General features: G+C 66.8%; 12 protein-coding genes and 1 pseudogene. 10 read left to right on the top strand and 3 right to left on the bottom strand.

Annotated elements, in window-relative coordinates; all coding sequences use genetic code 11:
• Position 1: 1 nt before the first annotated feature.
• Both J7E45_RS09500 and J7E45_RS09495 read right to left on the bottom strand, forming a co-directional pair.
• On the bottom strand, positions 2-1624 hold the full coding sequence (locus J7E45_RS09500; RefSeq protein ID WP_215068782.1) for an ABC transporter permease: 1623 nt from the start codon (positions 1622-1624) through the stop codon (positions 2-4).
• The gene (locus J7E45_RS09495; protein ID WP_215068780.1) at positions 1624-2616 is read right to left on the bottom strand and encodes an ABC transporter ATP-binding protein; all 993 of its coding nucleotides are present in this window, start codon (positions 2614-2616) and stop codon (positions 1624-1626) included. Before J7E45_RS09495 ends, J7E45_RS09500 begins: the two co-directional genes overlap by 1 nt.
• A 90-nt stretch (positions 2617-2706) precedes the next feature.
• Between J7E45_RS09495 and J7E45_RS09490 the strand changes: the two genes are divergently transcribed.
• The 8 genes and pseudogenes from J7E45_RS09490 (at position 2707) to J7E45_RS09455 (ending at position 11673) form a co-directional block, all read left to right on the top strand.
• Positions 2707-3921, top strand: a complete 1215-nt coding sequence (locus tag J7E45_RS09490) for a class I SAM-dependent methyltransferase (protein WP_215068778.1) — start codon at positions 2707-2709, stop codon at positions 3919-3921.
• Between the two features lie 338 nt (positions 3922-4259).
• Complete coding sequence (locus J7E45_RS09485) at positions 4260-5561, top strand: glycine betaine/L-proline ABC transporter ATP-binding protein (protein ID WP_091027694.1); 1302 nt, start codon at positions 4260-4262, stop codon at positions 5559-5561.
• On the top strand, positions 5561-6520 hold the full coding sequence (locus J7E45_RS09480) for a proline/glycine betaine ABC transporter permease (protein WP_091027691.1): 960 nt from the start codon (positions 5561-5563) through the stop codon (positions 6518-6520). The genes J7E45_RS09485 and J7E45_RS09480 overlap by 1 nt, the downstream gene beginning before the upstream one ends.
• Positions 6521-6571: 51 nt before the next feature.
• Complete coding sequence (locus J7E45_RS09475; RefSeq protein WP_215068776.1) at positions 6572-7480, top strand: glycine betaine ABC transporter substrate-binding protein; 909 nt, start codon at positions 6572-6574, stop codon at positions 7478-7480.
• Positions 7481-7668: 188 nt separating this feature from the next.
• Positions 7669-8196: pseudogene (locus J7E45_RS09470) on the top strand (lipase maturation factor family protein); the annotation flags it as partial.
• Between the two features lie 155 nt (positions 8197-8351).
• Positions 8352-9470: a tyrosine-type recombinase/integrase gene (locus tag J7E45_RS09465; protein ID WP_308162091.1), complete on the top strand. Its 1119-nt coding sequence runs from the start codon at positions 8352-8354 to the stop codon at positions 9468-9470.
• Positions 9467-9817 carry a helix-turn-helix transcriptional regulator gene (locus J7E45_RS09460; RefSeq protein WP_215068774.1) on the top strand — a complete coding sequence of 117 codons (351 nt, stop codon included), beginning with the start codon at positions 9467-9469 and terminating at the stop codon, positions 9815-9817. Before J7E45_RS09465 ends, J7E45_RS09460 begins: the two co-directional genes overlap by 4 nt.
• Before the next feature lie 755 nt (positions 9818-10572).
• Positions 10573-11673 (top strand): hypothetical protein, encoded by a 1101-nt coding sequence (locus J7E45_RS09455; RefSeq protein WP_215068772.1) that lies wholly within the window; start codon positions 10573-10575, stop codon positions 11671-11673.
• 197 nt (positions 11674-11870) lie between these two features.
• Here J7E45_RS09455 and J7E45_RS17935 read toward each other — a convergent pair whose 3' ends face one another.
• Positions 11871-12155, bottom strand: a complete 285-nt coding sequence (locus J7E45_RS17935) for a helix-turn-helix transcriptional regulator (protein ID WP_308162090.1) — start codon at positions 12153-12155, stop codon at positions 11871-11873.
• Positions 12156-12315: 160 nt separating this feature from the next.
• Between J7E45_RS17935 and J7E45_RS09445 the strand changes: the two genes are divergently transcribed.
• The gene (locus J7E45_RS09445) at positions 12316-12828 is read left to right on the top strand and encodes a hypothetical protein (protein ID WP_215068770.1); all 513 of its coding nucleotides are present in this window, start codon (positions 12316-12318) and stop codon (positions 12826-12828) included.
• Positions 12803-13237: a hypothetical protein gene (locus J7E45_RS09440; RefSeq protein WP_215068768.1), complete on the top strand. Its 435-nt coding sequence runs from the start codon at positions 12803-12805 to the stop codon at positions 13235-13237. Before J7E45_RS09445 ends, J7E45_RS09440 begins: the two co-directional genes overlap by 26 nt.
• Positions 13238-13398 lie beyond the last annotated feature (161 nt).

Below are 13398 nucleotides of genomic sequence, written 5' to 3'. Positions count from 1 at the left end.
CCTAGGCGCCGGGGGCCAGCTCGCGTCGTCGCATCAGCGTCAGGGTGGCCGCGCCGCCCGCGGCCAGGGCGAGCACCAGCCACCAGAGTCCGCGCACATCCACACCGTTGCCGTCCACCACGGGGGTCACCGCGAACGGCGAGAGGTTCGCCGTCCATTCCGGCAGTCCGAACAGCGGCCCGAACATCCCGAGCATCGCCGCCAGCAGCACGAGGCTCCACGCGAGCGCGGTCGTCGCCCGCGGAACCAGCACGAACACGAGGGCGGCGAGCACGGCGAACACCGCCGCCGCGACCGCCTGGCCGAGACCGGCCACCGCGACGATGCGGTAGAGCGAGTCGTCGCCCCCGTTCGCCCAGACGCCGATCCAGGCCGCGAGCACGGCCGCCGCGATCACGATCAGCACCGCGACGACGCCGACGATCACGTAGTCGGCGAGCCAGCGCACGCGGCCGATCGGTGTGGCGAGCACGGCCTCGGCGGTGCCGCGGGCCTCCTCCTGCCGGGCGCGCACCACGGTCTGCACGGCGCAGCAGGCGGCGAGGATGCCGAGCAGCGTGAAGAAGACGGTCACCACGACCTCGTCGAGGCCGCCGGTCGCGCCGCCGATCTTCTCGAGGATCTCGGCGACGGCGGGGTTCTCGCCCGAGATCTGATCGACCAGGCCGCTCAGCGTCGTGGCCAGGATGCCGGTGATCGCGCCGCCGACCGCCCATCCGATGATCGAGCCCGCGGTGAGCCGCCAGACGAGCGCGTGTGGGGATGCCAGGGCGGGGCGGGCCGAGATCCGACCGCGGCGCTCCGCCACGAAGCTCGCATCGATGTCGCGTACCGACTGCAGCGCCACGGATGCGCCGGCGAGCACGAGCCCGAAGGCCAAGCCCAGGAGCATCGGCCAGGCGAGGTCGGCGTCGTACGGGCGGGTCTGCTCCGCCCAGCCGAACGGCGACAGCCACACCGGCCACGCGCTGGTCATGCTCGACAGGTCGTTGCTCGGGGTTCCGGCGGCGTTGCCGATGCCACGCACCAGGAAGGTCGCGACGAGCACCCAGACCGTCAGGGAGTTCGCGCCGCGCGAGGTGCGCATGAGCTGTGCCGCGAGGAGTCCGATGCCCAGGAACGCGACCCCGCAGCTCGCGGCGGCCGCCCCCGCGAGCCACGATCCGGCCGCCGGGAGACCGGTCGCGATCAGGGCGAGAGAGGTGAGCAGCGCGAGGACGACGTTGGCCAACAGCCCGTGCACGATGGTGGCGAGGGTCGGCAGCCGGCGCCCGGCCGGGGTCGCCCACACGAGCTCGGCGCGACCGGCCTCCTCGTCGCCGCGGGTGTGACGAACGGCGAGGAACGTACTCATGAGTGCGGCGAGGAACGCGAGCCACGGCAGGATCTCGAACGCCAGGAAGGCGCCCTCGGAGGTGCCGGACGGCAGTCCGCGGAACATCAGGATCACCGGGTTGGCGAGTGCCGCGGCGAGGATGTTCTGCCGGTCGGCGAGCGTTGCATACGACTGACTGACCCCGGCGTATCCGGCGAACGCCATCAGGGCGGTGCCGAGGATCCACAGCGGCAGCTGCACGCGGTCGCGCCGCAGTCGCTGTTGGAGCAGCACGGCGAAGCGGCTCATCACGCACGCTCCTTCTGCATCCGGCGTTCGCGGCGGCTGCCGGTGGGCTGGTCGCTCGGACCGCCGTCTTCCGCCGCCTCGAGCGTCGCCAGGTCATCGCCGTAGTGGCGGAGGAACAGCTCCTCCAAGGAGGGCGGTGCGACGCGCAGATCGCTGATGCCGAGAGCGGCGAGAGCCGGGAGCACGGTGGCCGTACGGTCGCTGTCCACCGCGAGACGGATGCGGTCTCCCTGCTGCTCGGGGTCGTGCACATCGGGGATGCGGGCGACCTGTTCCAGGGTGGCTCCGGAGGGGGTGAACGACACGTCGCTGCGGGTGAGGTGGCGCAGCTCGGCCAGCGTTCCGGTCTCGACGATGCGTCCGGCGCGGATGATCGACACCCGGTCGCACAGCTGCTCCACCTCGCTCATGATGTGGCTCGACAGCAGCACGGTCGCCCCGTTCGCGTGGGCGCGGGCGACCTCGCGCTGGAAGATCACCGCCATCAGCGGATCGAGCCCGCTCGTCGGCTCGTCGAGGATGTAGAGGTCGGCCGGCACCGCGAAGGCCGCGATCAGGGCGACCTTCTGCCGGTTGCCCTTGGAGTACGCACGGCCCTTCTTGCGCGGGTCGAACTGGAACGCCTCCATGAGCCGCTTCTTCTCGTGCTGATACGCGGCATCCTTCGTCTGTGCGCCACGCAGGCGGGCGAGGAGGTCGACGGCCTCTCCCCCCGACAGGTTCGGCCACACACTGACGTCACCGGGCACGTACGCGATGCGCCGATGCAGGTCGACCGCGCGGTTCCAGGGGTCTTCGCCGAACACGGTGGCCTCGCCCCCGGTGCGTCGCGCGAGGCCGAGGAGGATGCGGATCGTGGTCGACTTGCCCGCGCCGTTCGGTCCGAGGAAGCCGTGCACCTGGCCGTGCTCGACGGTGAGGTCGAGGCCGTCGAGCGCGTGCACGTGGCCGTAGTGCTTGGTGAGGTTCCGGGTGTCGATGACGGTGGTCATGCGCGGGAGCGTACGCCCGATTCACAAACTTGTGAATCGAGCGAAAACAACGCATGCGAAATCCTTACGACGCCCGCGTACAGTGGGCTGGTGCCGGAGTTCCCCTACAGTCGCCTGCGCCGGTGGCCCGACGTCGAGGCGGACAACCTCCAGGCGTATGACGCCACCGATCGGCTGCTCGTCGAGCGGGCGCTCTCCCTCGACATCCCGGGCTCCGAGACCGTCGTGATCGGTGACGAATACGGCGCGATCACGCTGGCTCTGACGGATGCCGGGCGGCACGGCATCCGGGTGCATCAGGACCTCGCGACCGGCCGCCGTGCCCTGGAGCGCAACGCCGAGGAGCTCGGGCTCGCCGGCTTCGTGGCGCACGAGCTCGATGCGGAGCTGCTCTCCGGCGCTCGGCTCGTGCTGCTGCAGTTGCCGAAGTCGCTGGCGGAGCTCGAGGAGATCGCGGATGCCGTGGCCCGCTGGGCGGCATCCGATGTGGTGCTCGTCGCCGGCGGCCGCGTGAAGCACATGACGCTCGCGCAGAACGAGGTGCTCGGGCGCAGTTTCGCGCACATGCAGCCCCAGCGCGCCGAGCGGAAGTCGCGGCTGGTCGTGGCATCCGACCCGCGTCCGGTGCCCGCCGGGCCGCCGTTCCCGGTGACCGCGCAGCACGACGGACTGACCCTGGTCGCGCACGGCGGGGCGTTCGCCGGTGCCCGCCTCGACATCGGCACCCGGGCGCTGCTCGAGGTGCTCGGCCTCGGCGGTTCACAACTCCTCAAGAATGGGCTGATTCGGGTCGAAAACGGCGCGAACGGGTCGGAGAACGGTGGTTCTTCCGGAGTTGTGAACGGCGACCGCCCGAGCCGCGTGCTCGACCTCGGCTGCGGCACCGGTGCGCTCGCCGTCTTGTATGCACTCGCCCGCCCCGAGGCGCAGGTCATCGCAACCGATCGGTCGGCTGCGGCAGTGGCCTCCGCCCGCGCGACAGCGGCGGCGAACGGGGTCGCCGAGCGCGTGACGGTCATGCACGACGATGCGGCCTCGGAGATCGCGGACGCGAGCGTCGACGTCGTGCTCCTGAACCCGCCGTTCCACCTCGGAACGAGTGTGCACACGGGGGCCGCGACCCGTCTGTTCGAGGCCGCCGCGCGTGTGCTCCGACCCGGCGGAGAACTCTTCACGGTGTACAACTCATCGCTCGGCTATCGGGCCGAACTCACCCGTCTGATCGGTCACACGGAACAGCTGTCGCGCACCCCGAAGTTCACCGTGACGCGCAGCATCCGCACCCCCGAAGAGCGCCGATCCTGACCCCGAATCGGTCTCGGACCGGAATATTGAACACCCGTGCAATTCCCCGGTCAGCCGCCGAAATTCGTACCGTTCACCGACCCAGGATTTGCCCCTGATCGGCCATTTCGTTACGTTGGAATGCGGGCCTGACGGTCCGAAGACCAGTCCGCGGTCACGTCCTTCTTTCGATGAGCTGTGCTGCGAAGAGGCGTGGGCGTACGGTCGATGCTCTATCGCGGCGGATCCGAAATCCGCCGTCTGTGCCGCCACAGCGATCATGTCGAACGGCCTCGAGAGCCTCACCCGGGCGTAACCGAAGCAGGCTCAGCCACCCGAAGGCGAGCCGCGGGGGAAACGTGTCCGAAATCGCTCTCGAAGCGCGCAATCTATACAAGGTTTTCGGTAAGAATCCGAGCACCGCCGTCCGCCGCCTGAAGGCCGGAGAGAGTCGCACGGCCGTCGCCGATGCGGGTACCGCGGCGGTCATCGACGCCAGCTTCGCCGTGAACCGCGGTGAGATCTTCGTCATCATGGGCCTGTCCGGATCGGGCAAGTCCACCATCATCCGCATGCTCAACGGGCTGCACGACGTCACCTCCGGCACCGTGACCGTGAACGGCGACCCGATCACCGGCATCCCCGCCTCGAGGCTCCGCGAGATCCGTCGCGACCGCATCTCGATGGTCTTCCAGCACTTCGCTCTGCTGCCGCACCGCACGGTCGCCGCGAACGTCGCCTACCCGCTCGAGCTCAAGGGCACCCCGAAGGCCGAACGCCTGGCCAAGGCGGAAGAGATCCTCTCGCTGGTCGGACTCGAAGGTCAGGGCGAGAAGCTCCCCTCCGAGCTCTCCGGTGGAATGCAGCAGCGCGTCGGCATCGCCCGTGCGCTCGCCGCCGACAGCGACATCCTGCTGATGGACGAGGCGTTCAGCGCGCTCGACCCGCTCATCCGTCGCGAGATGCAGGAGCAGCTGCTCGAGCTGCAGCAGAAGCTCCAGAAGACGATCGTGTTCATCACGCACGACCTCAACGAGGCCATGTTCCTCGGCGACCGGATCGCCGTGATGCGCGACGGCCGCATCGTGCAGATCGGCACGCCGGAAGACATCCTGATGGACCCGGCCAACGACTACGTCGAGCAGTTCGTGCAGGACGTCGACCGCGCCCGCGTGCTCACCGCCGCGAACGTGATGGAGCGCCCGCGCCCCGTCGTGCCGCACACCGCCGGCCCGCGTACGGCGCTCCGCCAGATGCGCGACGCGTACATGTCGGCGACCTATGTGGTCGGCCGTGACCGGCAGCTCGTGGGCGTCGTGACCGACCGCGACGCGGTCAAGCTCGTGCGCAACGGCGCCACCACCCTCGACTCCATCATCAAGCCCGTGCCGCAGAGCGTGCGTGAGGACGAGGTGCTGATGAACCTGTTCGTGCCCGCCGTCGAGTCTCCGCTGCCGCTGGCCGTGACGGATGCCGAGGGACGTCTGGCCGGTGTGATCCCGCGTGTGACGCTGCTCGCCGCCCTGGGCCCCGGCCCCGGTGCGACCGAGGAGATCACCCTGCCGATGATGCCGATGCCGCAGGCCGAGATCGATGCGGTGCTCGATGACGGGTGGACCGCCGACCCGGCCGATGCCCCGACCACGGAGGAGGTGCGCTGATGGATGGCTTCCGCATCCCCGTGGGGACCTGGATCGAATCCGGCGTCGACTGGATCAAGGACAACCTCGACGGTCTGCTCGACGTGATCTCGTTCGTGATGAGCTTCCTCGTCGACGGACTCACGAGCATCCTGCTCACCCCGAGCTTCGCGGTCATCATCGTGATCGCCGCGCTCATCGCCTGGATCGTGCGCTCGTGGCAGCTCGCGATCGGGACCATCGTCTCGTTCGGTCTGATCGTGGGGATGGACCTCTGGGTTCCCGCGATGCAGACCCTCGCACTGGTGCTCGTCGCCGCGATCATCGCCGTGCTGATCGCCGTGCCGCTCGGCATCTGGTCGGCGCGCAACTCGACAGTGCGGGCCGTGCTCAAGCCGGTGCTCGACTTCATGCAGACCATGCCGGCGTTCGTGTACCTGATCCCGGCGATCGTGTTCTTCGGCATCGGCGTGGTCCCCGGACTCGTCGCCACCGTGATCTTCGCGCTGCCTCCGGGCGTGCGACTGACCGAGCTCGGCATCCGCGGCGTCGACTCCGAGACCGTCGAGGCCGGACACGCGTTCGGCGCCAAGCCCGGTCAGATCCTGCGCGGCATCCAGCTCCCGCTCGCGATGCCGACCATCATGGCCGGCGTCAACCAGGTCATCATGCTCGCCCTGTCGATGGCGGTCATCGCCGGAATGGCGGGTGCCGACGGCCTCGGGAAGATGGTCGTCGAGGCGATCTCGACGATCAACATCCCCAAGGGCGTCGAGGCCGGTCTCGGTGTCGTGCTGATCGCCGTCTTCCTCGATCGGGTCACCGCCGCACTGGGCGCCCCCGGCGAGAACCGCTCGTCGCTGCTCGGCATGATCGAGCGGCGCCGCAAGCCGCACGGCGGCGGTGGTGGAGCAGCATCCGCCCCCGCAGCCGAGGCACCCGCGACGAAGGCCGCAACGGACCCGGCGCTCGTGCACTGAGTTTCACCCCTACGGAACAACACCCATACGGAACTGAGAGAGAGAAATCACATGAAGAAGAAGATCCTCGCGATCACCGCCCTCGGCGCCGCAGCGGCGCTCACCCTCGCCGGCTGCAGCAGCGACGGCGCCGGCGGCACGGGCGGCGGCGACAGCAACGCCGACGACAAGGGCACGATCACGCTGGGCTTCCTGCCCTCGTGGACCGACGGCCTGAGCACCGCGTACCTGCTGCAGGACCAGCTCGAGAAGATCGGCTACACGGTCGAGATGAAGACGCTCACCGAGGCGGGCCCGCTGTACACCGGTCTCGCGCAGGGCGACGTCGACATGTACCCGTCGGCCTGGCCCGAGCTCACGCACGCCGAGTACATGGAGAAGTACGGCGACGACATCGAAGACCTGGGCAAGTACTACGAGAACGCCAAGCTCACCCTCGCGGTGCCGGAGTACTCCGAGCTCACCTCGATCGAGGACCTCAAGGGCAAGGCGGCCGACTTCGACGGCAAGATCTACGGCATCGAGCCGGGCGCCGGCCTCACCGCCCAGACCCAGAAGATGATGCCCGAGTACGGACTCGACAGCGAGTACGAGCTCGTCACCTCGTCGACCGCGGCCATGCTCACCGAGCTGAAGACCGCGACCGACAAGCAGGAAGACATCGTCGTCACGCTGTGGCGTCCGTTCTGGGCCAACGACGCCTTCCCCGTGAAGGACCTCGAAGACCCCAAGGGCGCGATGGGCAAGGCCGAGGGCCTGCACTTCCTGGGCACCAAGGGCTTCGCCGAGGAGTTCCCCGAGGCGGCTGAGCTGATCGAGCAGATCAAGCTCGACGACGAGCAGTACGGTGCGCTCGAAGACCTCGTGGTCAACGAGTACGGCGAGGGCAAGGAAGCGGATGCCGTCGACGAGTGGCTGAAGCAGTACGGCGACCAGTTCGACTGGGTCGCCACCAGCTGACCTGAGTCACACCGGCTCTGAGGCGCAGCATCCGCTCGGAGTCGGCACGCGATACGAAGGAGATCTCACCCTTCGAAGGCCCTGTTCGCGCAGGGGCTCCTTCATCGGGTGAGATCTCCTTCATTGCGTGAGGGGGACCCGTGCGCAAGCCCCCTTCCCCGCGGATGCCGGCGGCGTAGCCTGTGGCCGTGGACGGGTTCGCGGCGGTCGACTTCGGGTTCGCGCGCGAGGTGCTGCAGCGCGGCATCGCGGCGCTGTACCTGGTCGCGTTCCTGTCGAGCCTCAACCAGTTCCGGCCGCTGCTCGGCGAGCACGGGCTGCTCCCGGCGCCGGCCCTCCTCGAATGGGTCGGCCAGAAGGCGGAGCGGCGGCGGATGCTGCATCCGACCATATTCTCGCGCATCCGCTATTCCGATCGCCGGCTGGTGCTCCTGTGCACGGCGGGGATCGTGGTCGCGACTCTCCTCGTCATCGGCATCCCGCAGTGGGGTCCGCCGTGGGTGCCGATGCTGTGCTTCCTCGCGCTGTGGCTCGGCTACATGTCGATCGTCAGCATCGGGCAGACCTTCTACTCGTTCGGGTGGGAGATGCTGCTGCTGGAGGCCGGGTTCCTCGCGGCGTTCCTCGGTTCGAACGATCAGCCGCCGCCCACGGTTGTGATCGTGCTGTTCTGGTGGCTGGTGTTCCGGCTGGAGTTCGGCGCCGGGATGATCAAACGAGCAGTATTGCCATCAGATGCAACCTCGCTGACGGGTGTTTGTGCGCGACTCGGCACGGGGGCAGGCGCTTTGGATGCGTGTTCGTCTTGATCACACAACTCCTTCATCTTCGTGCAGTTGCATCATTGTTGTGCCTGATGCATCATTGAGGCGTGCCTCACCCCATCGCTTCGCACTCCCGTTTGCTCGCAGCCCGCAATATTGCACACCTTGATCCGGAGAGCACGGTGTTCGAGGCGATGCTCGAGGGGTGGCGGGCCCAGCAGTCGGCCCGGTTTCTGAAGCTGTCGACGATGAGGGCGCGAGAGCGTCTTGTACGCCGGTTCATGAGCTTCACTGGCCAGTACCCGTGGCAGTGGACCGCGGCTGAGGCGGACGCGTGGATTGCCGAGTTGAGGTCTGGGTCGCGCCCTCTGCGTTTGTCGACTTTGCGTGGTTATGAGATCGACTTGAAGATGTTCTGTCAGTACGTGGCAGACCCGCGGTATCCGTGGGCGCAGGAATGCAGCGAGCGTTTTGGAAGCGGACCGACGCAGATCTTCCATGAGGACAACTCCATCGCGCATGTCAGTGAGTTCGAGGGTGATCCGTCGCGGCGGCCGCTCACGTATGACGAAGTCCAGGCGTTGTTCGATGCCGCCGACTCGGTCAGCGCGCAGGCGCGATTGCGGAAGCGGAAGGGGGCTCTCCCGGCACTTCGCGATGCCGCGCTGCTCAAGTGCGTCTATGCCTTCGGTCTGAGGCGTCAGGAATCGGTCATGCTCGATCTGGTCGACTTCCGGCGCAACGCTCGTCTCCCGCAGTTCGACCGGTTTGGCTCGTTGTCCGTGCGGTACGGGAAGGCTGGCCGTGGCGGCCCCGCTCAACGGCGAACGGTTTTGACAGTGCCGGAGATGGGATGGATCGCCGACGTGCTCGGGCACTACCTCCATGAAGTACGTCCTGCGCTCTCTCCGAAGTCGATGGACGCGCTGTGGGTGACGGAGAGGGGGACGCGGTTGAGTAGGCGGGCAGCGAATGAAGCATTTTGCAGGGCACGCGACCTCGCCGAACTCGACCCGACACTTGATTTGCATTCACTCCGGCATTCATATGTGACACACCTCATCGAGTTCGACTATCCGGAGCGCTTCGTGCAGGAGCAGGTGGGTCATTCGTTTTCTTCGACTACTGCGATCTATGTGGGAGTCTCCAATGAGTACCGAAACCGGTTGCTGTCACAATCCCTGCACACCCGCTATGGGTTGACTTTTGAGGAGGACACTCGATGAGAGAGATGGCGTACGTGTGGCACCTTCGCGCGAAGATGGCCGAACAGGGCATGTTCGCAACGACCGACCTGCAGCCGCTCCTGGGCGAGAGAGGGGTCGTGCTGTCACGTGAGCAGACGTATCGACTTGTGACGGGTCACCCCCAGCGGCTGAGTGTCATGACACTCGTCGCGCTGTGCGACATCCTCGGCTGCACGCCGAACGATCTCATCGAGCCTCAGATCGTTGAAGTCTCTCACCGGAGGGTCGCGGGCGAAGCTCTCGCTGTGGAGGATGGTGTTCCCGAGGCGTCCCGCCCCGTCACAAGCCTTCGCACAAAGATCAATCGCCCGGGCACCGCCAGGTGAGGCCGCCGCCTGAGCACCCGTGCTCGAACTGCGGACGACTTGCTCAGCGGATCAAACGCCTCCCTGAAGGAGGCGGTCTCTGCCGCCCGTGCTACAACGACGGACGCAAGGAACCGTGTTCGCGATGCGGACGTTCCCGGACGCCCACTAAGCGCACCGCCAACGGTCTTCCGCTATGCAGTCATTGCGGTCGGCCGAAACGGGAGTGCTTCACCTGCGGTCGGATCGCCCAAACCGCATGTGTCATCAACGGAAATTCAATCTGTCGGGGCTGCTATGAGGCTCCTATGAGGAGGTGTGGAGGATGCGGAGAATTGCGCGAGGTCGCTGCGCGCGCCCAGACCGGCGTCTCAGACCTTTGCCACCGCTGCTATCGAACGCCAGACGTGGAATGCGGGGTGTGCCGACTTGTCCGTGCGGTACATACGACTTGGCCGCTCGGATCGGTCTGTCTGCCGTGCTACCGCAGCGTTCTGCGTAACCCGCGACCCTGCCATCGATGCGGGCAAGTCAGGGCCCTGATCGCGCGCTCGGACGCAGACGCGCAGATTTGCGGACCGTGCGCGGGCAGCCCACGCGACTACCTGTGTGTGAAATGCGGGGCGCCTGGGGAGCAACACTTCGTGAACTTGTGCAAGCGGTGTTCCGTCATTGTCTCGGCGGAACAGATCCTCGCCTCGGCGAGCGGCACCATCCCCGAGGGGCTTGCGGGACTCCCTGCGGCTCTCGCCAGGCACGGCAGGCCGGACTCGACCATGCGATGGCTCGACCGCCCGATCCCCAAAGCGTTACTCGCTTCGCTGGCATCCGGGCAGACGATCACTCATTCGAGTTTGGACCGCTGCCCTTCGGGGCAAGCTCGGGAGCACCTCCGATCGCTCCTCGTTGCGGCCATGATCCTCCCGCGCCGCGATGAGAATGCTGACCGGCTCGCGACCTGGACCGACGAGTTCCTCGCGGGCCTTCCGCGGCATCACGTCGCGCTGGTCAAGCCTTATGCGCATTGGATGGTGCTTCGACTCGTTCGGCGCCGCGCACGGCGTCGGCGAACTTCCTTCGGCATCGCCACTGCGGCACGCGAGCGCGTTCGCTGTGCAGTACGCCTCCTGCGCCACCTCGACAATCGTCAGGAAGCGATCACAGACTTGAGCCAAGCGACGCTAGATGACTGGCTTGCGGGAAACCGGGCGCGCACAGGCAATACCGCCCCCTTCATCAAGTGGCTCAACGGCAGGGGCATCACGGACGACCTCTTCGTCGCCGTCCCGAAGCGAACGAAGCCGACGCGTGTGAACTCAGACGAGCAGCAGCAGGCGCAGATTCGCGAGCTGCTGGTGGCGCGCGACCAGGAGGTCGCACTACCGGAGCGAGTCGCCGGCCTGCTTGTCCTCCTCTACGGCGCCCGCCTCGAGCGGATCCACCGCCTCACCACCGCAGAGCTCACCCGACACAACGACCGTCTCCACGTCGCTTTGTCGGATCATCCCACTGAAGTTCCCACCGAACTTGCCGTTTTCATCGAGCGTCTCGCCGCCGACGCCGCAACCGCGCCTCGCGCCCGCACGTTCACCGGCGATGCCAACTATCTGTTCCCATCGACCCGTCGCCCACACGCCCCGCTGCATCCAGGCACGCTCGGAAGAAAGCTCGCCCGCATCGGGGTGCTGCCACAGACCACACGAAACACGGCGATGGTGGCCCTCGCGTCCGACCTCCCTGCGGCTGTCATTTCAACCCAGTTCGGTCTCACCCCTGAATCAGCCACACGCTGGGCCGCGCACGCTCGACGAGACAGCATTGAGTACCTCGTGGCACGTGTCGAGGTTCCACGGCCCAGCGACGACACTGCGCAGTGATTGAACCGCCCGGCCGCCCGGATTCAGGCTCCACCTACGCCGCGGACTGCGATGAGCCCCATTCGGGCGTTGAGTCGGAGGTTAGCGTTTGAGTGAGGCAGGTGGGTGGCTCATGCAGGAGCGGGACCTGCGAATCCGGCCTCGCGGTCCGCGACGACCAAGGTTTCGAAAACCACCCTTGACGAGCCTGATGCGTCCTACCGGCTCCGAAGATCGGGAGCGTCCTCGGGCACCAGATCGGCCAACGACGTCTCCAGCACCTGAGAGAGCGCGAGCACAGTGCGCAACGTGGGATTGGCCGGACGGCCCGGGCGCGACTCGCCCTTCTCGTACTTCTGATAGGTGTACCGGGTGAGGCCCGACCTGTATGCCACATCTTCCTGGCTGAGCCCGGCACGCTCCCGTGCAGAACGAAGTGAGGTCGCGAAGCGCTGGGAGTACGCGCTCCACTCCGCTTCAATCTCATCGTTCCGTCGGGGCACCTACCAAGCGTCCCGGCGGGCCGCTCGCCGTATGGCCTAATCCGTATGGCATAATTCGGAAGGCCATACGAAACAATCTCGTCCTCGTCGGATCGCTCCGCTCTTCCCTGCACGTGTGCTGCCCATCCCGACGACAGGCGGTCGCGTCGCGGGAAGGCCCGTGCAAGCGACCGCGATTGTGATGGTTGAGATGCCAGATTCGTACCCGATCTGGTGGCAGGAAATTGACTCGCCGCCACCAGCTGAGTGGGTATTCATGTTCGAAGACTTCACCGGCGACGACACGGCAGAGCAATGGGCGCTGGCTGCCGCGATCTTCATCGCGCAAACGCGCCGTCGCACAGCAGCCGGCCCTACCTTCGCTGAGCTCTTTACACATCTTCTGCCAGACACCGGCGGGCTTCCTGGGCCGCTGCCACGAAATCTCGACTTTGTGCAGCGGCGTCGCGCCGTTGCGGGCTTCCGTGGACATGCAGCGATCGAATGGCGTCGGCGAGGAATGATCAGCTTTGACAACGGCGTCTTGCGTAGCCTGCGTGTTGGACGGGAGTTTCGCGAGCGGTCGAGGAGTCGTCAGCAGGCTCGCGAAGCCGCACGCCACCCGCGCGGAACGCATCGCGAGCGGATCGCTGAGATCGTGGACGCTGATGCCATCACTCACCGGGAGAGTTGACGTGACCGAGGACTATCCGCCGGAACTTCACGACCTTCTCAAGCGGATCACTCCAGGGTGGCCGGAGGTGCTGGAGGTCGGAGTCGGCTGGTACCCGCTGCTGGCGCGACTCGATGCGAAGCTGTCCGTCATCGCTCCGGAGTACGTGGTGCAGCAGGTGAAGACGAAGTTTGGCGCTCTGAGCTTCTTTGCCGACCCATCCGATCGCCCGACGAACTTCGACGAGGCATTCGCAGACGCTGTTCGTGCAGCTGAGTGGGAAAGCGTGGAGACGTGTGAACTCTGTGGGGCGGCGGCGAAGCGGTGCGTGATCAGAATGTGGGTCTCGACACTCTGTCAACGTCACGCGTCCGAGGCGAGGGGTGACGCGGTCGAACGCGATCTAGACCTGCGGCTGTCTGACTCATGAGGTCCTGGTTCGGATCCATGCATCTGTGATGCGGACGCCGCGTGCTGGCGTCACCTCGCTTGCCTCGATCCGGCGGTTGCACCGGTTGGATCGGTTTCCAAAGGGAATCAGTGGTGAGCGCTCGCTGTTTGAGCGAGACGAACGCGGCCGGCCTGACGCGC

The organism is Microbacterium sp. ISL-59 (assembly GCF_018613945.1).
Taxonomy (GTDB): domain Bacteria; phylum Actinomycetota; class Actinomycetes; order Actinomycetales; family Microbacteriaceae; genus Microbacterium; species Microbacterium oxydans_B.
This window is presented reverse-complemented; position numbering and strand designations above follow the sequence as displayed.

What these genes read in the sequence shown, in the direction of transcription:
- J7E45_RS09500 (WP_215068782.1), bottom strand. Translation starts at nt 1,624, where the DNA reads ATGAGCCGCTTCGCCGTGCTGCTCCAACAGCGACTGCGGCGCGACCGC.
- J7E45_RS09495 (WP_215068780.1), bottom strand. Translation starts at nt 2,616, where the DNA reads ATGACCACCGTCATCGACACCCGGAACCTCACCAAGCACTACGGCCAC.
- J7E45_RS09480 (WP_091027691.1), top strand. Translation starts at nt 5,561, where the DNA reads ATGGATGGCTTCCGCATCCCCGTGGGGACCTGGATCGAATCCGGCGTC.
- J7E45_RS09475 (WP_215068776.1), top strand. Translation starts at nt 6,572, where the DNA reads ATGAAGAAGAAGATCCTCGCGATCACCGCCCTCGGCGCCGCAGCGGCG.
- J7E45_RS09460 (WP_215068774.1), top strand. Translation starts at nt 9,467, where the DNA reads ATGAGAGAGATGGCGTACGTGTGGCACCTTCGCGCGAAGATGGCCGAA.
- J7E45_RS09455 (WP_215068772.1), top strand. Translation starts at nt 10,573, where the DNA reads ATGCGATGGCTCGACCGCCCGATCCCCAAAGCGTTACTCGCTTCGCTG.
- J7E45_RS09440 (WP_215068768.1), top strand. Translation starts at nt 12,803, where the DNA reads ATGCCATCACTCACCGGGAGAGTTGACGTGACCGAGGACTATCCGCCG.